The following is a 25,219-nucleotide window of genomic DNA, read 5'->3' as shown; positions in this document are numbered from 1 at the left end:
CACTCCACTTCCAAATGAAATTTTCTACGCTGCTAATACTAATAGAAATAAAATAAAATGTCAATAGATAAAATCGGTTTTCACCATAAATTCGTCATTTTTCCAGCTTTTTTTTACAAAAACTGTTAATTTTAAGTAAATTTTGACCTTAGAAAAATTTGAAATTAACTTTTTGGCTCGAATTCCGATCCGCTTTATTGCCTCGCCGTTTTTGCCGATCAACATCTCTTTGTGTGAATTGCTGTCCGTTATGATCCGCGCATATACCGAGGTTAGACCGGGTTTTTCGACCACTTTTTCCATCACGACGTCGCTACAATACGGGATTTCGTCGCTCATACTCTCAAAGATCGCCTCAAGTATGAAGTCGCGATAAATTTCACGCTCATTGGTTGCGCTTAAAATTTCGGGATCGTAAAAATACTCGTGCTCGGGTAAAATTTTGCAAATTTCGTCCAAAACCTGCTTTTTATAGACCTTTTTTTTGATGCTAACGGGGATTATCGCTTCGAATTTATCGGTAAATTTTTGATATTGCAGCAGCTTTTGCACGATCTTTTCGTCGTTTGCTTCATCAATTTTAGTTAAAATCACGATATGTTTGGTGCCTGCATTTAAATTTAAAAACTTTTCGTATTCTGTGGTACCGTCGTGCACGGGCGCCAAAAACAGCACCAAATCGCAGCCCTCAATCGCTCCGAGCGCCACTTCGACCATCAGTTTATTCATCAGCTTGGCGCTTTCGTGCAGCCCGGGCGTGTCCGTGAAAATCACCTGATCGGCGCCGTTCATCGCGATGCCGTTAATCTTACGACGCGTGGCATTGATCTTGTGTGAGACGAGCGAAATTTTCTCGCCGCAGAGATAGTTTAACAGCGAGCTCTTGCCCGCATTCGTTCGCCCGATGAGCGTTACAAATCCGCTTTTCATATTTTCCTTAAATTTATAAATTTATCTTGCAACCGCAGCGCTAAGCCCTTACGGGTAAATTTTAAAATCTCGTTTTGTGCAGGCCGACTCCGCACGAGCGTAGAAATTTTAAAATTCCCACGCCGCGCAAACAGGTGAAATTTTAAAATTTCAAGCTGCACGGTAGCGCTCAATTTTACTCGCCTCGGCGCAAAATTTTATCTACTTCAAATTCTGCGCGCCATAGATTTTGCGACTTCATAAATTGATCGAGAAATTTTAAATTTTATCCTGCCATGCGCTACGGCTTGACATACAGCTTGCACCGCGCAGAATTCAATTATCCTTGAAATTTTACAATCTTAAAATTTCAAAGCATCGTCAAATTTAAAAAGATAAAATTCTGCACATTTTAAAATTTCGCTACGTTTCGCGCCCGAAATTCCAGCGCTTTGCAAATTCTAAGAGCGCATAATTTTCGCTATCCGCAAAATTCCACGACTCTATAGAATTCTAAAAGTAGCTGTCGCGCCACCTTATAAAATGTATTTTGCCAGATCCTCGTCGCTTGCGATGCCTGCGAGCTTTTCGCTTACGAGCTTTTCATCCACGACGATCTTTTGCCCTTTAAACTTATCCGCCTCAAAGCTGATATCCTCAAGCACCTTTTCCATTATTGTATGTAGCCTTCTAGCGCCGATATCCTCGACCTTTTCGTTCGTGCTTGCCGCAAATTTCGCGATCGCTTTAACCCCGTCCTCGCTAAATTCCAGCTCGACGCCCTCGGTCTTTAAAAGCGCCGAGTACTGCTTAAGAAGCGAATTTTTTGGCTTGGTTAAAATTTCACACAGCGCCGCCTCGTCTAAGCTGTCAAGCTCGACGCGAAGCGGGAAGCGCCCCTGAAGCTCGGGGATTAGATCGCTCGGCTTGCTGATATGAAAGGCGCCCGCGGCGATAAAAAGGATGTGATCGGTATCGATATTGCCGAATTTCGTGCTTACGCTGCTGCCCTCCACGATCGGAAGCAGATCGCGCTGCACCCCCTCTTTGCTCGGATCCTGCCTGCCGCTATTACCGCTTGAAACCGCCACCTTATCGATCTCGTCGATAAAGATAATGCCCTCGTTTTGCGCACGCCTAACGGCCTCTGCTTTGATGCTCTCCATATCGAGAACCTTCTCGCTAGCCTCGCTTTTAAGGGCAACTTTGGCATCTTTGACCTTCATCTCTTTTTTGCTTTTGCGCGTCGAAATTCCGATTACTTTGATGAAGCTTTCCTGCATATTCGCCATCTCGGGCGGCAAATTTGGATTTGATTCAAGCGCGTTTTCGCTCACTTCAATCTCGATACTAAGATCATCCAGATCGCCGCGCTCGAGCTTAGCAGCCATCTTTTCGTAGCTTTTTTCGTAATCTGCGATCTTCTCCTCGCTCGCTCCGCGCGGAAGCGGCGGAAGGACTTTTTCTAAAATTTTACGCTTGATGTAATCATCGATCTTGTCTTTGTTCTTTTCAAATTCCTCGCCGCGCACTAAATTTACCGACGCAGCTGCCAGATCGCGCACCATGCTCTCCACGTCGCGCCCCACGAAGCCTACTTCAGTATATTTGCTCGCCTCGACCTTGATAAAAGGAAGCCCGAACATCTTCGAAAGCCTGCGCGCGATCTCGGTCTTACCCACGCCGGTAGAGCCGATCATCAGGATGTTTTTGGGCATCACTTCGTTTTTCATCTCATCTTCAAGCGCCATTCTACGGTAGCGATTTCGCAAAGCCACCGCTATCGTGCGTTTGGCGCTATTTTGTCCGATTATATATTCGTCTAGTTTCTCTACAATCTGCTTTGGCGTCATCATCTCTTTTCGTCCCAAATTGCGTATGTTTTGATGTTTTCATTCGTGTAAATGCAAATCTCGCCCGCCACCTTAAGGCTTTGCTTTACGAGCTCTTCCTCGTCTAGGCTTGCAAATTTATCCAAAGCCCGCGCCGCGCTAAGAGCGTAATTCCCGCCGCTTCCGATCGCCGCGATCTTGCCGTCATCCGGCTCTACCACATCGCCCGTGCCGCTAAGCAAAAAGATATTTTTGCGGTCCAGCACCAGCATCATCGCTTCGAGCTTTCGCAGATACTTATCCTTGCGCCACTGCTTGCTAAATTCTATCACCGCCCTTAGAAGATCGCCTTTTGCGCCATCTAAGCACTTTTCAAACATATCAAAAAGATTAAACGCATCGGCAGTGCTGCCCGCAAAGCCCGCCAAGACGTTACCCTCTTTGCCGATCTTTCGAATTTTAGTCGCGTTGCCTTTTAAGACGGTGTTTCCGAACGTAACCTGTCCGTCGCCGCCGATGACAGAGCCCTTCGCGCCTTTGTAGGCTAAAATGGTAGTTGCTTCAAACACTAGCCACCTCTATCTCAAATTTAGCGCTTATGCCATGCTTTAGCTTGGCATTTACGTCGTAGATCCCGGTCGTTTTGATAGCCTCGGTCTCTAAAATTTTCTTATCGATTTCGATCCCCTTTTGCTCTTTTAGCGCGGTTGCGATCTCATCTTTGGTAACCGAGCCGAAAAGCGCGCCGCTCTCGCCCATCTGCTTTACGATCTTTACGCGGATCTTAGCTAGCTCCTCGGCTAGTTTTTGCAGGCTTGCGACCTCATATTTTTCAAGCTCGGCCTGCTTTTTCTTATCCGCTTCAAATTTACGCAAAACCTCCGTCGTAGCGGCTTTGGCGTAGCCTTTGCCGATTAAGAAGTTATTGCCGTAGCCGTCCTTGACCTCCTTTACCTCGCCCGCCTTTCCGAGCCCCTTAACGTCTTTGATCAATAATACTTTCATCCATTATCCTTTTAAATTTAGCTTTAAATTTATAAAATTTTATAAGCGGCGCGGGCGGATCTGAAATTTAGTGAAATTTCATGAAACCCGCCAGCAGCCGCTCGCATTTTTTCGATAAATTTTAAAATTTCGTTTTGTGAAATCCGCCTGCACGCCTTACCGCTATGAGGCAAAATTTCAGCTAAAGCTTGCGTCCGTTCTTGCCCGCGATGATAAATCTTAACGCGCTTAGTTTGATAAATCCGTCCCCGTCTTTTTGATTAAAAACTTTATCTTCTTCAAACGTCACGAAATCGGTATTAAACAAACTATCGCTCTTGCTTTCCCTGCCCAGCACGATCACGTTGCCCTTATAAAGCTCTAGCTTAACCTTGCCGTTTACATGCTCTTGGGATTTATTTATCAGTTCTTGAAGCAGCAAGCGCTCCGGGCTGAACCAAAAGCCGTTGTAGATGAGCTCGGCGTAACGCGGCATCAGATCGTCTTTTAGATGCGCCGCGCCGCGATCTAGCGTGATGCTCTCGATCGCGCGGTGAGCCTTTAGCATGATCGTGCCGCCCGGAGTTTCGTAGCAGCCGCGACTCTTCATACCGACGTAGCGGTTTTCAACAAGATCGAGCCTGCCGATGCCGTTTTTAGCGCCGAGCTCGTTAAGCGCCGCTAGCATCTCGTGCGGCTTAAGCGCTTTGCCATTTAGCTTTACGGGATCGCCGTGTTTGTATTCAATCTCGATGATCTCGCTCTTATCTGGCGCATTTTTAGGGCTTACGGTCCATCGCCACATATCCTCTTCAGGCGCATGGGCGGGATCTTCCAGCACCAAGCCCTCGTAGGAGATGTGAAGGATATTCGCATCCATCGAATACGGCGACTTGCCGGGCTTTGAGGCGATGTCGATGCCGTTTTTCTTAGCGTAAGCAAGAAGCTTCTCGCGAGAGTTCAAATCCCACAGCCTCCACGGCGCAATCACCTTAATATCGGGATTTAGCGCGTATGCGCCAAGCTCGAAGCGGACTTGGTCGTTACCCTTACCGGTAGCGCCGTGGCTTATGGCGTCCGCGCCGGTTTTTTTCGCGATTTCGACTAGCTTTTTAGCGATCAACGGGCGCGCGATCGATGTGCCCAAAAGATACTCGCCCTCATAAACCGCATTTGCACGGAACATCGGAAATACGTAATCGCGCACAAATTCCTCGCGCAGATCCTCTACGAAGATATTTTCCTTTTTGATGCCCAGTTTCACAGCTTTGTTTTTGATCGGCTCCAAATCCTCATTCTGACCGATATCTGCGGTGAAAGTCACCACATCGCAGCCGTAAGTATCGCCGAGCCACTTTAAAATAATACTAGTATCTAGTCCTCCGGAATACGCCAAAACGACCTTTTTTACATCTTTTGCCATCTCAAATCCTTTACGTAAAATTTGGCGAAATTCTACCAAAAATAGTTTAATAGTTGCTTTTAAGGCAAATATCGCTAAACTCACGCCTATGAGAATCGATAAATTTTTAAACGCAGTCAATATCACCAAGCGGCGCGCCATCAGCGAAGATATGTGCAAAAGCGGCGTCGTGGCCGTAAACGGCGCAGTAGCAAAGCCCGCCAAAGAGCTTAAAATCGGCGACGTTATCACGATAAGCTTTTTGGATAGAAAACAAAGCTTTAAAGTCCTAGCCTTTCCTAGCGCAAAAAATACGCCCAAAAGCGAGCAGGCAAAGTATGTCCAAGAGCTTTGAACTACTCTGCGGCGAGGATGAAATTTCGCGCCTCGTACAGGCTCTGCCAAAAAGCGGCATAATATTGCTAATCGGGGGTCTCGCCGCCGGCAAAACAACGCTTGCGCGCGCGATCGTGCGGGCGCATGGGTTAGACGAGCACGTGAGCTCGCCTACATTTTCGATCATGCAAAACTACGGACAAATTTATCATTACGACATCTATAACGGCGGCTGCGAGGGGATTTTAAAAAACGGGCTATTTGAAAATTTATTTGAAGAGGGACTTCATCTAATCGAATGGGCGGATGAAAATTTGATAAATTTACTTAAAAAATATGAGCTTGATTTTTGCGTAGTGAGGATCACGCAGCACGCGCAAGGGCGAAAATACGAGGTAAGCTATGCATAAACTGGAAGTCAGGGGTCTTAAAAAAACCATAAAAGGCACGCCGATCATCAAAGGAATCTCGCTAGAGCTTTACAATGGCGAGATCGTGGGGCTGCTAGGGCCCAACGGAGCGGGCAAAACCACGACGTTTTATATGATCTGCGGGCTGATAAGCGCTAGCGGTGGCGATATCTTGTTTAATGAGAGCAGCATCGCAAAGGTTCCGCTTCATAAGCGCGCCAAGCTCGGCATCGGCTACCTACCACAAGAAAGCAGCATCTTTAAGGAGCTCAGCGTTGAGGAAAATTTAATGCTCGCTGCAGAGATTACCTATAAAAATAAAGCGGAGGCCTCGCAAAAGGTCGATGAGATGTTAAATCTGCTCAACATCGAGCCGATCAGATTGCGCAAAGGCGTGAGCCTAAGCGGCGGCGAGCGCAGACGCTGCGAGATCGCGCGAAGCCTGATGATAACGCCGAAATTTTTGCTTTTGGACGAGCCGTTTGCGGGCGTCGATCCGATCGCCGTTAGCGACATCCAAAGCATCGTGCGCGATTTAAGCGATCTTGGCATCGGCGTGCTCATAACCGATCACAATGTCCGCGAAACGCTTGCGATCTGCGACCGTGCCTACGTCATCAAAGATGGCGAGCTGTTCGCCGGCGGCACCGCAAAAGAGATAGCTAACGATCCGAATGTCCGTAAATTCTACCTCGGCGAGGATTTTAGTATCTAAGCCGGCAAGGGCGCTTTATATTTTCAGCTCCCCCCCCCTTTTTTTCGGCGCGCGCGGTTAAATTCTATAATTTAAGTTTTACGATTTAAAATTCAAGCAAACGGCTGCGACTAGCCGTGCACTTGAATTTCGCGTATTAAATTTTTAAAGAGCATATAGACTCGTTTTAAAATTTTTAAATTTCAAAGGGCGTTTTGTACACTGTAAATTTTAAATAATTTTTTGCAGCAGGTTCTCTTTTCGCGACCGCAATTTACACCCGTGGTACATAAAATTTAAATCGCATTTTAATCGCGCTTTGTTTAAATTCGGCCGAATTCTAAAGCGCGAGCCGTTTTATAAACACGGCGCCGCCGTCTGCGCACCAAAATCACGCCCACAATTTGCAAAAGAATATCCGCTCGTAGAATTAAAATTTTAAAGCAACAACCTCAAATAAATTACGTATGCGAAGACGCCTGCGGTCTCGTGATGTGGTTAAATTTCACGGCGTAATTCCGCGAGCGGCAGCGTAAACCAAAGCGCACACAAACCTACTCACTTCGGCTTCGACACATCAAATTAAAAGCGACGCGCGAAGCAAGGCCTTCCGACCCGCTAGAATTTTGCCGATTAAGCCGCCTTGTTTAATTAAAATTACACTTTTATTTGCTCTGCGGGTTTAAATTTCGCTCATCTTAAAGCTCGCTGCGAATTTTAAAATTTTAACCCGGCACTCGTCGCTTCCCTTAAAATTTTAAAATTCTTAAAATTTTGGCGAGATCAAGGAGAGATTATGAAAAAAGTTCTACTTTCGTGCGCCTTGGCGGGCGCGCTTTTTGGCCTAGAGATCGACGGATTTAGCGCACCTAGTGGTTCGCTCATTACCGATGACGCTTTTTATATCGCAAATCGCGGCAGTAGTGAAGATCCACAAGAGCGCGACGGCTTCATCAGCCGTATAGTAAAAAACTCGGGTGTCGTTGAGACAAATTTTATAGACGATCTGGTAAATCCGGGCGGAATGGCGCAGATCGCAGACGTGCTTTATGTCTGTGATATCGATACGATCAGGGGTTTTGCCAAAGGCCAGGAGATTTTCAATCTAAAAATCGAGGGAGCACAGGCCCTAAACGACGTCGTAGCGCTCGGCAGCGAAGTTTTGCTCGCAAGCGATCCCGCGCGTGGGACAATCTGGCGCATCGACCTGCTCTCGCGCACCGCGGATGAGTTTGCGCGCATCGATCCATCGCTAGGCAGCCCAAACGGACTTTTGGCTAAAGGCGATAAGCTTCTGATCACTACATTCGATCTTAGTGGAAAGGTTTCGGGGCGCGTGCTAAGCATGGATTTGAAATCTCGCGAAATTTCGATATTTGCCGATATGAAAGGGGTTTTCTACGGCATAGCGCGCGGAAAAAACGGCGAAATTTTAATTAGCGACTGGGGCGAGGACCTTTTAAGCGGCAAAATTTGGCGTATCGATGCGAACGGACAAATACGCAAAATAAACCTCGGCGCGATGCAAAGACCCGCGGACATCTCAAGCGACGGCAAGGTTTTATTGATCCCAAAAACGCTGGAAAACAAGGTGGAGCTAATAAATTTGCCGTAACCGGTCGTCTTATTGCGCTTCGCAGTTTGCTTAAATTTTACAAAATATATGCAATATCGTGCTTTATAAGCCATCTTTTTGCGCTTCGCCGCTTACGTAGCGGCGTCGGTTGCGACGCTATAGCCGATCGTGATACCGAAATTAGGTCAATGCCGAAGCCGGTCGCAGCGCCAAGGCTAATTGCGGCAGCGTGAGAGTTATATTACGAAACTAATCGTCCTTTTTCGCGCGCACTCAAGAGCCAAATACGATCAAAAGCCGCGCGTGCCGTCTTGCGACACGTAAATGCCGAGCCTGCCGTAAAATTTGCAAATTCATCTGCCCTCCTTTTAAATTTCCTCGCTGCAGATATTTTCGCAGGCCGAGCGGCGCAAAATTTCAGCGCAAAATTTAACGCCTGCCGTGACTCAAAAGCCTCAAAGACTCATAGCGCGCAAAATTTCAGCGTAAATTTTAACGATGAGAGGCACTTTTACATACCGCGTCGTATCTGCGCGACCGAATTTTGCGCGGCGGAATAACCTCTACCGCGTGCCGCGTATTTACAGTCCGTAAAGGCAAGTGGAGCCCATTTTTCCGCGCAGCGCGTATGTCTATTTAGGCTACTTCTGGGACACCCGCGCGTGGAACCTACCTTTCTACGCGCCCCTCCCACACGGCGGGAGCGTCAAGCTCTACGTATGAGTTTAAAATTTCATACGGCTCGTAGCTAAATTTATACGCCAGGCTCGGGCACTGCTTAACCGCATAGCCTAGATAGATCCAGCGCAGCCCCAGATCTTGGGCAAACTCGATCTGTTTTAAAAGCGAAAATTTACCCAGACTTAGATGCGGCAGATACGGATCGTAGTAGCAATACACCGAGCTGATGCCGTCATCCACGATATCGATGAGATCGACGCAGATAAGCCGCCCGTCCTCGCCGTAGTAAGAAATTTCTTTGCCGAAGTCGCCGTGGCCTTGGACGTAAATTTCGTCATATCGCTCAAAATCGATCTCTTGCACAGGCCAGCCCTTTTTTAGATGCATGTAGTCGTGATAGAGCGCGAAAAGCTCCAAACGCGCATCGTTTAAAAGCGGGCGAGATTGCCATACATAGGCGGTCGTGCGATTATTTTTATAGACGCGACGATGCGATCTGCTAAATTTAAAATTTGCGGCATCGACGCGTAGGCTTTTACACTCCGCACAGGCTGCACAAATGGGCTTTTGAAAATACCTGCCGAAGCGGCGGTAGCCGTGCTGCACTAAGCTTGAATTATATTCGAAGTCGCAGTCTTTTATGTAGAGATACTCGCTGCGCGCGGCTCTGCCGTCCAGATAAGGACAAGAAAAATCCAGCGTACAAAATGGAATTTCAGTCATTCAGCTTTTTGATATTCGCCGCGTCCACGTATTTTAAAAACTCGTCTTTGAGGCGATTTTCGCGTGCGGCGATGCTCTCTTTGGCTACGTCAAGCTCTTCCGTCACGACGCCGTCTAAGCCGTTTTCGCTTTGCAAGCTTAAATCATCATCTCTAAAAATATCTTTAAACTCGTCGCGATTTGGATTAGGTTTTTTGGGCTTTTTGGGCGCGGAGCTTGCCGCCTTGTCCTTAAGCATATCCTTTTTTATATCTTTTAGGCTATCTAAAAAATCCATAACTCTTTCCTAAATCCGCGCCGATTTGCGCATCGCAGCGATGATCGCAGCAATCGCTTCGTTTTTATTCGGCTGCATATCGTCGATGGTGTTTTCTAAAATTTTGTCTAAATTTTTCTCGACGTAGCTCGTGTCAAAAAAGCCGAGTCGGAACTCGCGCGACTTGCTGATGCTGAGCAAAAACGGAATGATGGTGCGCACTCCCTCGATGCGAAACTCCTTCAACGCGCGCTCTAGCTTATTGACGGCCAGGTCGTAGTCGGTGGTTTTGATGATTAGCTTGGCTAGAAGCGAGTCGTAAAACGGCGGAATTTTATAACCTTTGTAGATGTGGCTATCGACGCGTACGGAAGGACCTAGCGCTGGATAATAATCGCTAACGGTGCCGGGAACGGGGGTAAAATTTTTCCAGACGTTTTCGGAAGTGATTCTAGCCTCGATCGCATATCCGTGCGGCTTAATGTCGCTTTGCTCAAGCTCTAAAATTTCGCCGTTTGCGATGCGGATCTGGCGCACTACCAGATCGACGCCCGTAACTTCCTCGGTGATGCCGTGCTCGACCTGGATACGGGTATTCATCTCCATAAAATAAAAGTTGTTGTAATCGTCAAGCAAAAATTCCACCGTGCCAACATTGGTATAATTCACCGCTTTTGCCGCAGCTACCGCGGTCGTACCCATCGTCTTTCGCAGATGCTCGCTTATGGAAGGACACGGCGCAATCTCGATAATCTTTTGGTGGCGGCGCTGGATCGAGCAGTCGCGCTCGCAGAGGTGAATGATGTTGCCGTAATTATCGCCGATGATCTGAAACTCGATATGGCGCGGCTTGACGACGAGTTTTTCCATAAAAATTTCATCGTTGTTAAAAAAGGTCTTCGCCTCCCTCGTGCACGAGTCGTAGGCGCTCTGCATATCCTTCTCGTCCCACACCTCGCGGATACCACGTCCGCCGCCGCCGCCGCTAGCTTTTAAAATCACAGGATAGCCAATCTCGCGCGCATATTTTTTGATCGTATCCATGCTCTCGTGATTAAGCTTTTCGGTGCCCGGCACGATCGGGATGCCGTTTTTGCGCATCAGGTAGCGAGCGATGTTTTTGTTGCCCATTTTGCGGATAACGTCGGGTTTCGGGCCGATGAAAATAATACCCGCATCCTCGACCTCTCTTGCAAAGTCGTAATTCTCGCTCAAAAAGCCGTATCCTGGATGTATCGCATCAGCGCCGCACTCTTTGGCGACTTCGACGATCTTTTTGGCGTCCAGATAGCCTTTTAGCGCATCGGTGCTTACCTCGTAGGCCTCGTCGGCGATTTTTACGTGCAAGCAATCAACGTCGGGTTTGGTGTAGATCGCGACGCTTCCGATATGCAGATCTCTGCAGGCCCTAATGATCCTAACCGCGATCTCGCCGCGATTAGCGATAAGAATTTTACGTATCATAAATAATTGCCTCTTTTAAAGAAATACCGCGGTAATAATAGTATAAAAAATTTTATAGCAAGTTGAAATTTGCAAAAGGCGGTTGAAATTACGGATAAAATTTAAAGAAGTTTTATGGTGCCCGAGGTCGGAATCGAACCGACACGAGGTCGCCCTCGCCAGATTTTGAGTCTGGTGCGTCTACCAATTTCACCACTCGGGCATTTTGAAAAGTTATGATTGTATAAATTTAAAAAAGATAAGCCCCGACAAGCGGGGCCTGGAGCAAGAAAATTATTTTTTCTTCTTGCCTTTTGCAGCTGCAACAGCCTCTTTTAGCTGTTTACCGACTTTAAATTTTACTACTTTAGTAGCAGGAGATTTGTAAGTTCTGTTTGTGCCAGGAACTTTACCCTCGCGAGCTGCACGCTCTGCAATACCGAAAGATCCGAAGCCGATGAAGCTTATGTCATCACCTTTTACCAAAAGCTCTTTGATAGCCTCAAGTGCAGAATCAACTACCTTAACAGTATCTTTTTTAGAAAGACCTGCCTTATCGGCAACTACCTGGATAAAATCAGCTTTTTTCATGCTAATCCTTTAAAATAAAGTGGTTTGGGCGGTATTCTACAATAGTTTCGCAAAAAATACAATAGTTTTTTAAGAAAAAAACGCAAAAATCGGCAAAATTTAGCCGATTTTAGCCCAAATTCGTCAATTTTTCAGATTTTGCTTCTTTAAATTTCAAAATTTCACCATATTTTTAGAGCTGATTTTTGGAATTTTGCCCGATTTCAAAAAATTTCAAAATTTTACCCCTCTGCGCTTCATTTTTATAAAATTTCGCCCAAATTTGCCGCTTTAAAATATATAAACTATATTTTGTTATAATCCGCGCAAAATTTCAAAGGTTTTTTATGACTAAAATTTTAATGATAGAGGACGATTTAGAACTCGCCGAAATTTTAAGCGAATATCTGCAACAATACGATATTGATATCACCGTCGCGGACGATCCGTTTTTGGGGCTTTCCAAGCTAAATTTAGAAAATTTCAACCTTGTGATTTTAGACCTCACGCTTCCTGGGATGGACGGGCTTGAGGTCTGCAAAGAGATCCGCAAAAACACCGATATACCGATCATAATCTCAAGCGCCCGCCACGATCTGACCGACAAGATCAACGCTTTTGACTTCGGCGCGGACGACTATCTGCCAAAGCCCTATAATCCGCAAGAACTTTTAGCGCGCATCAAACGCCACATCGAGCGCTACGACATAAACTCGCTCCAGCGCGCCGCAAAGCCAAAAAAAGACCTCGAAGTGGATGATTTCCGCCACGTCATCAGCTTCAAAGGACAGCCGCTGTCGCTCACCATCGCCGAATACGACGTGCTTTCGTATCTCATCAAAAAGGAAGGCGGCGCGATCACCCGCGAGGAGCTCATCTACAACTGCAGCTCCATAAGCGAGGAATCCTCGAGCAAAAGCATCGACGTCATCATCGGTCGCATCCGCCTAAAGCTTGGCGAAACGTCCAAGGCGCCAAGCTACATCCACGCAATCCGCGGCGTAGGCTATAAGCTGATACAGTAGGCGGGCTTGCGTCCGGCGGGCGGCGCGATAGAATTTAGCCGCTCGCGGCTCTAAATTTAATAGGCACTCGCGCGGCGAAACTGAAATCGCAAGCCGGCTCGCGCGATTTTGCCCCTTGAATTTAAGACGCCGCAACTGAAGCGTTAAAATTTTACGATAAAATTTTGTAGTTATAAATTTAGCACGCGGCTAGATGCGCGCGAAATTTTATCGTCGAATTCGACGAGCAATTCGGCTCTACGCGCAGAACGAGTTATAAAAAGCAGGGCCCAGGGCAGCGGGAAAAATTTTAAAATTTAAAGCGGCGCGGCTGCTAAATTTAAAAGCGCCCTGCTTTGCGGTGAAATTTTAAAATTTACGCGCCGCGCCTTTAAGACGCGCCGTAAATTTAAAGCCGAGTAAGCCGGTCCGCGCGCAGAGCCAAAACAAGCCCGCGGCTTCAAAGCTTTGAAATTTTAAAAATTTAAGGATCATATAAATTTAATGAAAGTAAGATCGTCGATTTTTTACACCATCACGTTCATCTTCACGCTCGCTGCCGTGGGCGTTTCGCTCGCTATACTCTGGCTCATCGGCTACGATCAGCAAAACTACACCCGCGAGCTAAACTCCAAGTACTCCATCGTCGCGCGCGCGAACCTATATCAGATGAGCAAGCTCATCAGCGATGTCGAATACGAACGGCAGGTCGCAAATTTCGAGTTTTCGACCATCCGCGATGAAGCCAAGCGCGATGAGATCATCAAAGGCGCCGAAATTTTAGATAGCATCTCCGCAGACATTGGCTCTGCGGATATCTTGCTTTTTAAACGCAAACACTATCTAAAGATCACCCACGCGGGCGAGACGCGACTTTTAAACGACAAGGATTATCAGCCCTACCGCTACGATATTTTCAAAGCGATCTACGGCGTCATTTTGGTGATCATCCTGCTTGCGTATATCTTTATCATCCGCAAAATTCGCCCTCTTCGCAAGCTTAAGCGCCAGATCGATAAATTTGCTAAAGGCGATCTTCAGATCAAGGACGTAAGCGCGGGAAACGACGAAATTTCCGAGGTTTCGCACGCATTTTACGAGGCGGTCACGCAGATAAATAAGCTTAACGAATCGCGCCATCTGTTTTTGCGAAACATAATGCACGAGCTCAAAACCCCCATCACAAAGGGTCGCATCGCCGTCGAGATGATCGAGCACGGTAAAAATCAAGAGCGCCTCATCTCGGTCTTTGAGCGGCTAGAGAGCCTAATCAACGAATTTGCGGCGGTCGAGCGCGCGACTGCGGGCACGGCACTAGTCGAACGCGGAATTTTTTCAATGGATGAAATTTTAAAAGAAGCGCTTAGTATCGCGATGATCGAGCCCGGCTGCGTCACGCTGCAAAATCCGCTAGGCCTGAGCTTAAACGTTGATCTGAAGCTCTTTTGCGTCGCGGTGAAAAATTTAATAGACAATGCCGTCAAATACGCCGCAGACGGTAAAATTTTAATCCGCCTAAACGCCGAGACGATGGACTTCATAACGCTAGGAGAGCCGCTGCAGAAGGATTTTAGCTACTACAAAGAGGCCTTCGTCAAGGGCACGAACGCTAAGCAAAGCTTCGGCCTAGGGCTTTACATCGTCGATAATATCGCCAAGGCGCACGGGCTAAAATTCCTCTACCGCAGGCAGGATGAGCTAAACGTCTTTTATTTCGAGGGGATCGAAAAGATAGCGACGTTATGAAATTTAAGCACATTTTTTATATTATTGCGCCAAAAATTCGAAACGAGAAGATGCGAAATTTCATATTTTTAGCGCTATTTTTAACCGCGACCATATTTTTTCTACCTCGCGGCGTACAAGCCGAGAGCTTCATCACCGACGAGGAGTACGGCGCGATGCTGTACAAAAACCCGCGCGGCGTGGGCTGCGACAAGTGCCACGGCGAAAAGGGAGAGGGCTCGCTCATTGTAAAATATAAAGAATTTAACCGCACCGCGGGCGCCTACTACGAGCGCGCCCTAAACGCGCCGCCGATCAACGCTCTCTCGCTTCAGGAGCTCGCCGACGGGATCAGCAGCTCGCGCGACGTGATGCCAAGCTACTTCCTGACGCAAAACGAGATCATCATCATCTACAAATATATAAAGTCGATAAATCAACCCAAAAAGAAGGAGAAAAAATGAATAATCACGACGAATTTCTAGCAGCGCAAAAACTTATCCCCGGAGGCGTCGATTCGCCGGTGCGAGCATTCGGCAACGTAGGCGGCGAGCCTTTTATGGTAGATCGCGGCGAGGGCTCGTACATCTACGACGTCGAGGGCAAAAAATATCTCGACTTCGTGCAGAGCTGGGGCCCGCTCATCTTCGGCCACGCCGATGCAGACATAGAGCGCGCCGTCGTGCAAACCGCAAAAAAGGGGCTAAGCTTCGGCGCATCCAGCCCGCTTGAGACGCAGCTTGCCTCGCTCGTGCTAAAAAATTTCGATTTCCTAGATAAGATCCGCTTTACCAGCAGCGGCACCGAAGCCACGATGAGCGCGATCCGTCTTGCGCGCGCCTTTAGCGGACGGGATAAAATTTTAAAATTTGAGGGCTGCTATCACGGCCACAGCGACAGCCTGCTCGTCAAAGCAGGCAGCGGCGCAAGCACCTTCGGTAACGCAAGCAGCGCGGGCGTGCCGCAGGACGTCGCAAAAAACACCTACCTAGCCAGATACAACGATATACAAAGCGTAAAGGACGTCCTAGCGCAAAACGACATCGGCACGATCATCATCGAGCCGATCGCGGGAAATATGGGCTTAGTGCCTGCGGATCCTAAATTTTTAACCGAGCTTCGCGCGCTGTGCGACGAGAAAAAGATCGTGCTGATAATCGACGAGGTAATGAGCGGCTTTCGCGCGAGCGAGCTAAGCAGCTACGGCATCTACGGCGTCCGCGGCGATCTGGTAACCTTCGGCAAGGTCATCGGCGGCGGTATGAGCGTAGCGGCGTTTGCAGGCAAGCGCGAAATTATGGATATGATAAGCCCGCTAGGAGCGGTATATCAAGCAGGCACGCTAAGCGGAAACCCCGTCGCAATGGCTGCGGGCATCGCCAGTCTAAGTAAAATTTACGCTAGCGACGGACTTTACGAAAGGCTTGGTGAGCTTGCCCGCAGGTTCACGAACGGGCTTTGCGCCATAGCACAGCGCCGCGGCATCGCACTGCAAACCAGCTGCGTAGGCTCGATGTTCGGCTACTTTTTCGCAGACGAAGAGGTGCGCGACTACGACGGCGCCTTGCGGGCAGACACCGCGCGCTTTGCGAAATTTCACGGCGAGATGATTAAGCGCGGCGTATTTTTGGCGCCTAGTCAGTTTGAGACGGGCTTTATCTGCTCCACGATGGACGAAGCGCAGATCGACTTTGCGCTAAACGCGGCGGATGAAGCGATGGCGGCGCTTTGAGGGCTGCGTTTTAAAATTTTACGGATTTTAGATGAGAGTAACGAAAAATTTAAACAAAATCGTAAAGGGCGCCTGCGACATCAGCCTAGGCATCTCAATCGTCGTAGCGATCGGCATCGGAGTAGCGATCGGACTTGGGCTGCAGCATCTCACGGGCTCGCTGATTTTGCTCTGGCTTGGCATCGCCATCGGCATCGCAGCGGCGTTTTTGAACGTTTACCGTGCGTGCAAGGCGCTAAATTCGAGCCTAAAAGAGCTCGAGGACGATCCGAAATACAAGGCGGATCCGAAAAATTTCGACAATGACGATGAATGGGATGAGCGGGATTGAATAGGCGGTTTTTGCTCATATACTGCGCGCTAAACGCGGCGTTTGCCCTGCTTGGGCTAGCGCTTTGCGGCGGCGGGTTTTTCGGCACGGGCTCTTTCGGCGTGCGGGCGCTTGCGTGGCTTCTTAGCTTGGAAGCGGGATTTTTGGGTGCATTCGGCGCGATATATTTTTCGTTTCGCGCTTACCGAAACAAGATAGAAGATGAGCTAAGAGCCGGTAAATACGATGAAATTTTGCAGCAAAGCTCTAAAAATTCCGCATGTTTCATAAGCAGCGAAACTTCCTCCTGCGATACGAATTCCACAAGCCACGGCGAAAACCGAGGCGACGCAAGCAGCGGCGATAAAATTTCATACGGCAAAACTTGTGGATGCGAAATTTTAAATAGCGAAAATTTTAGCGGCGCAAATTCAGGCGTCGAAATTTCAAACGCGCAAAATTCCGAAGACGCCGTAAATTTCACAAGCAGCGAGACCCGCACCGAAAACGGCGATAGCTGCGCCCTGCACGACGAAATCGCCGCCGAGCACGCCGCAAACTCTACCGAGCGTACCGCAAGCTCCGCTGGGTGCGCCGCCGATAAATTTAAAACGAATGACGGCAAGACTTGCGGAAACTCGCAAAGCGATATAGACGACGAAGCTAGCGATAGTTCGCAAGACGGCATAGACGAGCGTTGCGACGATTTGAAAGGCGGAGCGAGCGGCGACCTGGACGACGGCGTAGATAGCGGCGGCTGGAGTGACGGCGCAGATCGCAACAATCATAGCGATGGCGCAGGTAACGGCAAGCTAGGTGCCGCCGTTCGCGACAAATCAAAGGATGGCTTCGAAGGCACGGATGATTTTGAGGGTGAGCTTGAGCGGAGCGAGGTGCGGAGCAATTTTGCGGGGGCATTTTTCTCTCCGTTTAAAATTTTGTCCTACGCGGCGCTCGTGGCGGCGATCTATCTGCTTGCCAAGCTGTCCTTGCTAAACCCGCTGGCGATTATTTTGGGCGTTACGATCATTCCTCTAGGTACGATGATTGCTGCCTTAGCTGACAAAGACGCGCGCTAAAGCTCAAACTGCGCGAGTTGGGACGCTTTAAATTTTAAAATTTAGCTTCAGCGGAATTGAGTGCAGTCAGACGCAGGATAAAATCGCGGCAACGCCCACCATCGCGAGCTGCGCCACGGACACCGCGCATTTCGGCACGTACCCGGGCGGGCTAAATTTATAAAATTTACGCCGCACATCTTTGAACTTCTGCGTAAATTTAAACCGCTCATTGCAAGCCGTAGAAATTTTACGCAGCATTTCTCGTATAATTCTAAAATTAAATTTAACCGCCGCAAATTGCAATTCAGCGCGAAATCCTTATCTATATTTAATTAAATTTTAGCTACCATTACGCAAAATTTGAGGAAAAATTATGAATTATGATACCTTGAAAAAAATCTTTTTTCGATTTGATCCAGAAACCGCTCACAAGATCGCAGAATTCGGACTTCGCGCGCTCTATGCGACCCCGGGCGGGCTTGAGGCTTTGGCGAAATTCGGCGTTTATAAAGATGAAATTTTAACTCAAAATATATGGAATCTCAGCTTTGATAACCCCGTAGGTATCGCGGGCGGATTCGACAAAAACGCCACGATGATCGCGCCACTGGCGGCTCTTGGCTTCGGACACATCGATTTTGGTACCTTTACGCCGCGTCCTCAAAGCGGCAACGAAAAGCCGCGACTTTTTCGCCTCGTTAGCGAGCAGAGTATCCAAAACGCGATGGGCTTTAACAACGAGGGTGCCGATATTATCGAGCATCGCGTGCGAAAAATTTATCCTTTTAAAATCCCGATCGCCGCAAATATCGGCAAAAATAAGGTCACTCCGAACGAGGACGCGCTGAGCGATTACGAGGCCTTGGGTCGTAAATTTAACGGGCTGTGCGATTTTTTCATCATCAACGTAAGCTCGCCAAACACCCCTAATCTGCGCGCTTTGCAAGAAAACAACTTCATAAGCGAGCTGATCGGAGCGATGAAAAAGATCACGAACAGGCCGCTCGTCTTAAAGCTGGCGCCCGATATGAGCGCGGATCAGGCGATCGCGCTGTGCGAGTGCGCGGTGCAAAGCGGCGCAAGCGGCATCATCATAAACAACACCAGCGTTGATTATTCGCTAAGCCCCAATGCTAGGAACTTCGGCGGCTTAAGTGGCAGGCTGATCACCGAAAAATCGCGCGAGCTTTTCGCACAGGTCGCTCGCGAGCTCTTCGGCCGCACGATCCTAATCAGCTGCGGCGGCATAGACAGCGCGCAGGAGGCCTACGAGCGCATCAAATCGGGTGCGAGCCTGGTTCAAATTTTTACCGCCTTTATCTTCAAAGGTCCGTTCGTCGCAAAATCGATCAACGAGGGGCTGGCGGGGCTTTTGCGCGTAGACGGTTTCAATAACATAAGCGAGGCGGTCGGGGTAAATTTAAAAGATCGCGCGGGCGAAGGATATGGCATCAGAGGCGATCACGCCGAAAATCGCGGCGACGGCTCGGATTTGCGCGCTTGCGAAAATAAAGGAGCTGGCGCTAAACCAAACGAAATTTTAAACGCGGCCAAAGGCGAGGAGACGGATGAAATTTCAAGTGCGCCCGAAAGTAAGGAAACGGATGGAATTTCAAACGACGGCAAAAGCGAGATATCGAGCGCCCAAGCTGATGAAATTCCCGCCGTTCAAACAGATGAAATTCCAACCGCTCAAACAAACTCAATCTCTGAATCGGACGAAAATTCTAGCACTTCGGCAAATTTAAGCACCTTGGTAAGCGCAGATACCGCGACGGATCAAAGCTCGGCCGAACAAAGCGGCACAAAAAGCGAAAATTCCGAGGTTAAAAACACAAAGCGCAACGGCGCAGAGAGCGAGAATTTAGAGGCTAAAAACGCAAAGCAAGGCAGCGTGGATCATAAGCAGGATAAAATTTCAAAAACTACCTCCAAAAGCGATGCGGATCAAAAGCGAAGCCAAATTTTAAAAAGTGGCGCAGGTTCCAAACGCGGTAAAATTTCCAAGGACGCTAAGCAAAAAGACGCCGCACAAAAAGATACTGCAAAGGATAATGACGCTTCTCAGAAGAATACCGTCCAGAATACTGCGCAGCAGAAGGACACTGAAGCAAAAAATCTCTCGAAAAGCGATGCAAAAAGCGAAAATTTAGAGGCTAAAAGGACAAAGCAAGGCGACACGGCAAGCAAAACCGTCAAAACAAAAACCGCGCCGAAAAATATAACCGCAACTAAAACCACATCTAAAAATAAAACCGCGACCAAAGCCACGCCAAAAAACGACATAGAAAGTAAAAATTCTAAAACTAAAGCCGCGCCAAAAAGCAGCGCAGAAAGCAAAAGTTCTAAGGTCAAAAACGTAAAGCAAAGCAGTGCCAAAACTAAAAATGCCGAGGCTAAAGAGACCAAAGAGCTTAAAGAGGCCAAAGAAGCGAGCGGCGCCCAAGACGCAGAGCAAAACTCAAGCAAAAAACGAAAGGCGAAAAAAGATTAATGTTTCCGAAATTTAAGAAAATCACGCTGCAAAACGGGCTTCAAATTTATCACATTCCGATGAATAAAGGCAGCGGCGTCATCAGCGTGGACGTGTTTTACAACGTCGGCTCGCGCGACGAGGTGATGGGCAAAAGCGGCATCGCGCACATGCTGGAGCATCTAAATTTTAAATCCACGAAAAATCGCAAGGCGGGCGAGTTCGACGCGATCGTAAAGGGATTCGGCGGCGTGAACAACGCAAGTACGGGCTTTGATTACACGCACTACTTCATCAAGTGCGCGAGCTCAAATTTAGAGGTCTGCTTGGATCTTTACGCCGACATCATGCAAAACTTAAGCCTCAAAGACAAAGAATTTCAGCCCGAGCGCAAGGTCGTGCTTGAAGAGCGGCTATGGCGCACCGATAACGATCCGTTCGGATACCTATTTTTCAGGCTCTATAACGCTGCGTTTTTGTACCATCCATACCACTGGACGCCGATCGGCTTTCGCAAGGACATCGAAAACTGGAACATCAAAGATATCAAGGAATTTCACGCTAAATTTTATCAGCCGCAAAACGCCGTGCTGCTGATCACCGGCGACATCGGCGAAAAGGCGGCGTTTGATGCGGCTAAAAAATACTTCGCGCCCGTAAAAAACAAGGGCGAAATTCCGCGCCTTCACTGCACCGAGCCTGCGCAAGACGGTGAGAAGCTTAGCATTATTTACAAAAACAGCGAAGCGCAGATCGTTGCGGTCGCTTTTAAAATTTCACCGTTTAACCACGCCGACGCCGCGACGATCAAAGCGATGGATATATATCTTAGCGGCGGCAAAAGCTCGCTTTTGCAGCGCGTGCTGGTCGATGAGAAAAAGCTCGCCAATCAGATCAACATCTACGATATGAGCGGTAAGGATGAGAATTTATTTATAGTCTTTGCCGTTTGCAACCAAGGCGTAAGCGGCAAGACGCTGAGGAGTGAAATTTTAGCGTTGATCGAAAAAGCCAAAAAAGCTAAAATAAGCGACGACGATATGTTAAAGATCAAAAACACCCTAAGTAGCGATCTGATCTACTCCCTCGACAGCGCTAGCAAGGTAGCGCAGATGTATGGCAGCTACATCGTCCGCGGCGATCTGGACGCGCTATTTAGGCTGGAGCGCGAGATCAAAAGTCTAGATAAAAACGCGGTTAAAAAAGCGATGAAAACCTATCTAAGCCTTAAAAGCTCCACAAGCATTATCTTACGAAAGGAAAACGATGAATAAAAATGTCATAATCGGCTCTATGACGGCGCTGATCACGCCTTTTAAAGAGGGCAAACTCGACGAGCAGACCTACTCCAAGCTTATCAAAAGACAGATCGCAAACGGCATAAGCGCGGTCGTACCCGTCGGTACCACGGGCGAGAGTGCGACGCTGACGCACGACGAGCATCGCGTCTGTATCGAGATCGCCGTAGATGCGTGCAAGGACACGGACGTCAAGGTACTAGCGGGCGCAGGCAGCAATGCAACTCACGAAGCGATCGGGCTAGCGCAGTTTGCACAGGCTCACGGCGCGGACGGAATTTTATCCGTAGCGCCCTACTACAACAAACCCACCCAAAAGGGACTCTATCTGCACTATAAAGCAATCGCGAGCTCGGTAGATCTGCCGGTACTGCTCTACAATGTCCCGGGTCGCACCGGCTGCGACATAGCCGCAGATACGATCATCAAGCTTTTTAACGACTGCGAGAACATCTACGGCGTCAAAGAAGCCAGCGGCAGCATCGATAAATGCGTCGATCTGCTCGCGCACGAGCCGCGCCTTAGCGTGCTTAGCGGTGAGGATGCGATCAACTATCCGATCCTAAGTAACGGCGGCAAGGGCGTGATCTCCGTTACGGCAAATTTACTGCCCGATTACACGGCAAAGCTAACGAAATTTGCGCTGCAAAATGAGTTTTTAAAAGCCAAGCAGATCAACGACGATCTCTACGCGATCAATAAAATTTTATTCTGCGAGAGCAATCCGATCCCGATCAAAGCGGCGATGTATATCGCAGGTCTGACGCCGAGCTTGGAGTACCGCTTGCCGCTTTGCGAGCCGAGCGCGGAAAACCTCAAAAAAATAGAAAACGTAATGAAACAATACACTATCAAAGGATTTTAATTGACGAACGAATTTAAAGGAAAAACGCTAGTTATCAGCGGCGGCACGAGAGGCATAGGCAGGGCGATAGTTTTGGAATTCGCAGCTGCGGGGGTAAATATCGCTTTTACGTATAATTCCAACGAGGAGCTGGCGACTTCGCAAGCAGCCGATCTTGAGAAGACCTACGGCATCAAGGCGCGCGCTTATGCGCTCAATATCTTAGAGCCAGAGACCTACAAGGAGCTCTTTGCCAAGATCGATGAGGATTTTGCGCGAGTGGATTTTTTCATCTCAAACGCCATCATCTCGGGTCGCGCGGTCGCGGGCGGATACACTAAATTTATGAGACTAAAGCCGCGCGGTATCAATAATATCTTTACGGCGACCGTAAATGCCTTCGTCGTGGGCGCACAAGAAGCTGCAAAACGCATGGAGGCGGTAGGCGGTGGCTCGATCATATCGCTTAGCTCCACGGGAAATTTAGTCTATATCGAAAACTACGCGGGTCACGGCACGGCGAAAGCCGCAGTTGAGGCGATGGCACGCTACGCCGCGACCGAGCTCGGCGAAAAAAACATCCGCGTAAACGTCGTTAGCGGCGGACCGATAGAGACGGACGCACTTAGAGCCTTTACAAACTACGAAGAGGTCCGCGACAAGACCGCCGAGCTTAGCCCGCTAGGACGTATGGGGCAGCCGGAGGATCTGGCGGGAGCATGTTTATTTCTATGCTCGAGCAAGGCTAGCTGGGTGACGGGGCACACCTTCATCGTCGACGGCGGAACGACCTTTAAATAATGCTAAATTTACCCAATATTTTAGCGAGTTTTCGCGTTGCGCTGGCGCCGCTGTTTTTCTGGCTGATCTTACTAGCAGGCCATGCAAACGGCGACATGGTAGGCTCGGTGCACGTCAGCTGGATCGATTATTTCGCCGCGCTAGTCTTCGTAATCGCCTCCGTCACGGACTTTTTCGACGGATACATCGCGCGCTCTTGGAACCAGAAGACCAAACTAGGCGCCATCATCGATCCGCTCGCTGATAAGATGCTGACGCTTGCGGGCTTTTTGGGGCTTATGTTTATCGGGCGCGCTAGCCCGTGGGCGATCTATCTGATCCTAATCCGCGAGTTTTTCATCACTGGTCTTCGCGTGGCGATGGCGGGCGACGGCGTAGAGGTCGCCGCGTCGATGGCGGGTAAGGTAAAAACGGTCTTTCAGATGATCGCTATCGGCTGGCTAACGATGCAGTGGCCCTATGCAAACACCCTACTCTGGATCGCAGTTGCGCTGACGCTATATTCGGGCTTTGAATACGTCGCGGCATATGCCAAGGCTACGAAAAAAGGCTAAATTTTAGGCTAGATATGGCTTTCGCAGTTGAAGAAAAAATCGGCGAAGAAAATGCAAGAAAGTATAAGCTCAATAAGGTAGAAAAAGATATTAGAAACAAAATTTCTAAAAAGCGATTGCCTTTTAGATGTTATCCTGAAATTTCTATAGAATTAAGCTGGCGCATAGATAGAGAGCTTGGCGCATGGCTCATAAACTACGGGAGCTTTAGCGGCTTTTGGGATCATTGTAATTTAGATTTTAACGCATATAGATTGTATTATCAAGGCAAAATGTTTGATACAGTCATTACTTACGGCGCTTGGTTCGGCGATTTTAGGATGATAAATGGACAGAAGCGACGTATCCATAAACTCTATGCGCTAGAACCGAGAAGTAACGGCAAGCTCAGCAAAAGCGATATTTTTAAAATTTTACAAGACGCCCTTAACGCCGAAAATGAAAATGTTTTGCTAATAGATGCCCTGGATTACAACATTGATTATGTAGGTAGATTTTTGATTGATGGATACCGCTTTGAGGATAACCTAGAGCAAATCATAAATCCATTTAGAAATCAACACGGTCTAGCTAGCTTAAGCCGAGATGAGATAGATGGTCTGTGGTGTATCTCAAAGGAGCTAAACGAGATTTTTCTTATAAAAGTGGGCTCGGCTGGCAGTAATGATCTTTTTACGCTTACTCATTACAATCACGGTTATTACGAATACCACGCAAATATAGTGCTAAAGCAAATTTCCAACAAAACCGTAGATGGAATAAATGAAATTGGCTATAAGATAAAGAAAATAGAAATTTTAGGCGATCGCAGCGCCGCGCCGACGCAAGGCAAAATAAAACGACTAATACGCAAAATGTTTAGATCCACTTGCGAAAGCGGATTAAAGGGCTTTAGTCCAAATTTAATAGATGAAAAATTTAAACTAAGCTTGATCTTACATTCATTTGAAGAATCAGAATTTTTTATCAAACTAAAACAATGTATTGTGAAGCTACAAAACCTCATCGCAAAGCGTTAGAACCCGCGCTTAGTGGGTTTTAGCGATAGAATTTCAGCGTAAAATTTCACCTATTTTAGTAGCGCGGAATTTTAAAATTTCACGTTCAAATTTTACCGATAAAATTCTATAGATGCTTAGTCTGTATGTGCACAGCGATGTACAAACCTATAAAATTTAAAAGATAAAATTCCGCCGTGCAAAATTTCACGGCGTAAAATTTCGTTTAAACCGCCGCGCAAAATTTCAGGGCGGCGCAGCAGTGTTTCAAAACATGACGGAATTTCAAAGCGCGACAAAATTTTAGAGCATGACGACTTGTCAAAACATAATGAAATTTCAAAGCATAGCGGCAGTTCAAAGCACAAGCTCCGCGCGGCGAAATTTTATAATCCGCTCCGTAAAATCTCGCGATGAAATTTTGCTTTTAAATTTTAAATTCCTCTCGTCCTCCATCCGCCGCGCGCCTTTAATTTAACTAAATTTACAGCCCGAAGCGGCGGCGGGCTAAGTTTAAAAGCTAATCAAATTTAAAAAAGCCAGCTAAGGCTTTAAACGGCGATCTAAGCTTAAAATTTACAAAATCATAGTAAGCTTAGCCCA

At 47.9% G+C, this 25,219-nt stretch carries 26 protein-coding genes, 1 tRNA gene and 1 pseudogene; 16 read left to right on the top strand and 12 right to left on the bottom strand.

The window, feature by feature from the left end; genetic code table 11:
- Nucleotides 1-60: 60 nt before the first annotated feature.
- The 5 genes from era to Q0369_RS09030 form a co-directional block, all read right to left on the bottom strand.
- Entirely contained in the window at nt 61-930 is an 870-nt protein-coding gene (gene era / locus Q0369_RS09050; protein WP_298098906.1) for a GTPase Era, read from the bottom strand.
- A 515-nt stretch (nt 931-1,445) separates the two neighbouring features.
- The gene (gene hslU / locus Q0369_RS09045; protein WP_040303649.1) at nt 1,446-2,765 is read right to left on the bottom strand and encodes an HslU--HslV peptidase ATPase subunit; all 1,320 of its coding nucleotides are present in this window, start codon (nt 2,763-2,765) and stop codon (nt 1,446-1,448) included.
- The gene (gene hslV / locus Q0369_RS09040; RefSeq protein WP_298098903.1) at nt 2,762-3,310 is read right to left on the bottom strand and encodes an ATP-dependent protease subunit HslV; all 549 of its coding nucleotides are present in this window, start codon (nt 3,308-3,310) and stop codon (nt 2,762-2,764) included. Before hslV ends, hslU begins: the two co-directional genes overlap by 4 nt.
- Nucleotides 3,303-3,746 carry a 50S ribosomal protein L9 gene (gene rplI, locus Q0369_RS09035; RefSeq protein WP_298098900.1) on the bottom strand — a complete coding sequence of 148 codons (444 nt, stop codon included), beginning with the start codon at nt 3,744-3,746 and terminating at the stop codon, nt 3,303-3,305. The genes hslV and rplI overlap by 8 nt, the downstream gene beginning before the upstream one ends.
- A 181-nt stretch (nt 3,747-3,927) precedes the next feature.
- A complete protein-coding gene (locus Q0369_RS09030; protein ID WP_298098896.1) occupies nt 3,928-5,148 on the bottom strand; it encodes an argininosuccinate synthase in 1,221 nt (406 codons plus the stop codon).
- 88 nt (nt 5,149-5,236) lie between these two features.
- Between Q0369_RS09030 and Q0369_RS09025 the strand changes: the two genes are divergently transcribed.
- From Q0369_RS09025 to Q0369_RS09010, 4 genes are all read left to right on the top strand, one after another.
- Entirely contained in the window at nt 5,237-5,482 is a 246-nt protein-coding gene (locus Q0369_RS09025) for an RNA-binding S4 domain-containing protein (protein ID WP_297904011.1), read from the top strand.
- The gene (tsaE, locus tag Q0369_RS09020; RefSeq protein WP_298098891.1) at nt 5,466-5,873 is read left to right on the top strand and encodes a tRNA (adenosine(37)-N6)-threonylcarbamoyltransferase complex ATPase subunit type 1 TsaE; all 408 of its coding nucleotides are present in this window, start codon (nt 5,466-5,468) and stop codon (nt 5,871-5,873) included. The genes Q0369_RS09025 and tsaE overlap by 17 nt, the downstream gene beginning before the upstream one ends.
- Nucleotides 5,866-6,588: an LPS export ABC transporter ATP-binding protein gene (gene lptB / locus Q0369_RS09015; RefSeq protein ID WP_298098887.1), complete on the top strand. Its 723-nt coding sequence runs from the start codon at nt 5,866-5,868 to the stop codon at nt 6,586-6,588. Before tsaE ends, lptB begins: the two co-directional genes overlap by 8 nt.
- Nucleotides 6,589-7,363: 775 nt before the next feature.
- The gene (locus Q0369_RS09010; RefSeq protein ID WP_298098884.1) at nt 7,364-8,182 is read left to right on the top strand and encodes an ATP-binding protein; all 819 of its coding nucleotides are present in this window, start codon (nt 7,364-7,366) and stop codon (nt 8,180-8,182) included.
- Between the two features lie 630 nt (nt 8,183-8,812).
- Here the strand turns inward: Q0369_RS09010 and Q0369_RS09005 are convergent.
- The 5 genes from Q0369_RS09005 to Q0369_RS08985 all read right to left on the bottom strand — a co-directional run bounded on the left by Q0369_RS09005 (nt 8,813) and on the right by Q0369_RS08985 (nt 11,837).
- Complete coding sequence (locus tag Q0369_RS09005) at nt 8,813-9,547, bottom strand: arginyltransferase (RefSeq protein ID WP_298098882.1); 735 nt, start codon at nt 9,545-9,547, stop codon at nt 8,813-8,815.
- Entirely contained in the window at nt 9,540-9,824 is a 285-nt protein-coding gene (locus tag Q0369_RS09000) for a hypothetical protein (protein WP_298098879.1), read from the bottom strand. Before Q0369_RS09000 ends, Q0369_RS09005 begins: the two co-directional genes overlap by 8 nt.
- Before the next feature lie 9 nt (nt 9,825-9,833).
- Nucleotides 9,834-11,267 carry an acetyl-CoA carboxylase subunit A gene (locus tag Q0369_RS08995; RefSeq protein ID WP_298098876.1) on the bottom strand — a complete coding sequence of 478 codons (1,434 nt, stop codon included), beginning with the start codon at nt 11,265-11,267 and terminating at the stop codon, nt 9,834-9,836.
- Nucleotides 11,268-11,382: 115 nt separating this feature from the next.
- Nucleotides 11,383-11,469 (bottom strand) — tRNA-Leu (locus tag Q0369_RS08990).
- Nucleotides 11,470-11,540: 71 nt separating this feature from the next.
- Entirely contained in the window at nt 11,541-11,837 is a 297-nt protein-coding gene (locus Q0369_RS08985) for an HU family DNA-binding protein (RefSeq protein ID WP_291937435.1), read from the bottom strand.
- Nucleotides 11,838-12,163: 326 nt separating this feature from the next.
- Between Q0369_RS08985 and Q0369_RS08980 the strand changes: the two genes are divergently transcribed.
- From Q0369_RS08980 to Q0369_RS08955, 6 genes are all read left to right on the top strand, one after another.
- Complete coding sequence (locus Q0369_RS08980; protein ID WP_297882598.1) at nt 12,164-12,841, top strand: response regulator transcription factor; 678 nt, start codon at nt 12,164-12,166, stop codon at nt 12,839-12,841.
- A gap of 483 nt (nt 12,842-13,324) precedes the next feature.
- Nucleotides 13,325-14,566, top strand: a complete 1,242-nt coding sequence (locus tag Q0369_RS08975; RefSeq protein ID WP_298098873.1) for an ArsS family sensor histidine kinase — start codon at nt 13,325-13,327, stop codon at nt 14,564-14,566.
- Entirely contained in the window at nt 14,563-15,009 is a 447-nt protein-coding gene (locus tag Q0369_RS08970) for a cytochrome C oxidase subunit III (protein ID WP_298098871.1), read from the top strand. The genes Q0369_RS08975 and Q0369_RS08970 overlap by 4 nt, the downstream gene beginning before the upstream one ends.
- Entirely contained in the window at nt 15,006-16,277 is a 1,272-nt protein-coding gene (gene hemL, locus Q0369_RS08965) for a glutamate-1-semialdehyde 2,1-aminomutase (RefSeq protein ID WP_298098868.1), read from the top strand. The genes Q0369_RS08970 and hemL overlap by 4 nt, the downstream gene beginning before the upstream one ends.
- A 31-nt stretch (nt 16,278-16,308) precedes the next feature.
- Nucleotides 16,309-16,608 carry an AtpZ/AtpI family protein gene (locus Q0369_RS08960; RefSeq protein ID WP_298098865.1) on the top strand — a complete coding sequence of 100 codons (300 nt, stop codon included), beginning with the start codon at nt 16,309-16,311 and terminating at the stop codon, nt 16,606-16,608.
- A gap of 11 nt (nt 16,609-16,619) precedes the next feature.
- Nucleotides 16,620-17,666 carry a hypothetical protein gene (locus Q0369_RS08955; protein ID WP_298098862.1) on the top strand — a complete coding sequence of 349 codons (1,047 nt, stop codon included), beginning with the start codon at nt 16,620-16,622 and terminating at the stop codon, nt 17,664-17,666.
- Nucleotides 17,667-17,732: 66 nt separating this feature from the next.
- Here the strand turns inward: Q0369_RS08955 and Q0369_RS08950 are convergent, their stop codons facing one another.
- Nucleotides 17,733-17,951 carry a hypothetical protein gene (locus Q0369_RS08950; protein ID WP_298098860.1) on the bottom strand — a complete coding sequence of 73 codons (219 nt, stop codon included), beginning with the start codon at nt 17,949-17,951 and terminating at the stop codon, nt 17,733-17,735.
- Between the two features lie 70 nt (nt 17,952-18,021).
- Here Q0369_RS08950 and Q0369_RS08945 point away from each other — a divergent pair.
- The 6 genes and pseudogenes from Q0369_RS08945 to Q0369_RS08920 form a co-directional block, all read left to right on the top strand.
- A pseudogene (locus tag Q0369_RS08945) lies at nt 18,022-19,074 on the top strand (quinone-dependent dihydroorotate dehydrogenase); the annotation flags it as partial.
- A gap of 1,067 nt (nt 19,075-20,141) precedes the next feature.
- Nucleotides 20,142-21,395 (top strand): pitrilysin family protein, encoded by a 1,254-nt coding sequence (locus Q0369_RS08940; RefSeq protein ID WP_298098857.1) that lies wholly within the window; start codon nt 20,142-20,144, stop codon nt 21,393-21,395.
- Entirely contained in the window at nt 21,388-22,284 is an 897-nt protein-coding gene (gene dapA, locus Q0369_RS08935; protein ID WP_298098854.1) for a 4-hydroxy-tetrahydrodipicolinate synthase, read from the top strand. The genes Q0369_RS08940 and dapA overlap by 8 nt, the downstream gene beginning before the upstream one ends.
- Nucleotides 22,285-23,064 (top strand): enoyl-ACP reductase, encoded by a 780-nt coding sequence (locus Q0369_RS08930; protein WP_298098851.1) that lies wholly within the window; start codon nt 22,285-22,287, stop codon nt 23,062-23,064.
- On the top strand, nt 23,061-23,618 hold the full coding sequence (gene pgsA, locus Q0369_RS08925; protein WP_298098928.1) for a CDP-diacylglycerol--glycerol-3-phosphate 3-phosphatidyltransferase: 558 nt from the start codon (nt 23,061-23,063) through the stop codon (nt 23,616-23,618). Before Q0369_RS08930 ends, pgsA begins: the two co-directional genes overlap by 4 nt.
- Nucleotides 23,619-23,632: 14 nt before the next feature.
- Entirely contained in the window at nt 23,633-24,637 is a 1,005-nt protein-coding gene (locus tag Q0369_RS08920; RefSeq protein ID WP_298098848.1) for a hypothetical protein, read from the top strand.
- Between the two features lie 116 nt (nt 24,638-24,753).
- Here the strand turns inward: Q0369_RS08920 and Q0369_RS08915 are convergent, their stop codons facing one another.
- Nucleotides 24,754-24,984, bottom strand: a complete 231-nt coding sequence (locus tag Q0369_RS08915; protein ID WP_298098845.1) for a hypothetical protein — start codon at nt 24,982-24,984, stop codon at nt 24,754-24,756.
- Nucleotides 24,985-25,219 lie beyond the last annotated feature (235 nt).

This window comes from uncultured Campylobacter sp. (assembly GCF_938030685.1).
Taxonomy (GTDB): domain Bacteria; phylum Campylobacterota; class Campylobacteria; order Campylobacterales; family Campylobacteraceae; genus Campylobacter_B.
Note: the sequence above shows the minus strand (reverse complement) of the source record. Positions and strands in the feature narration are given on the sequence as shown.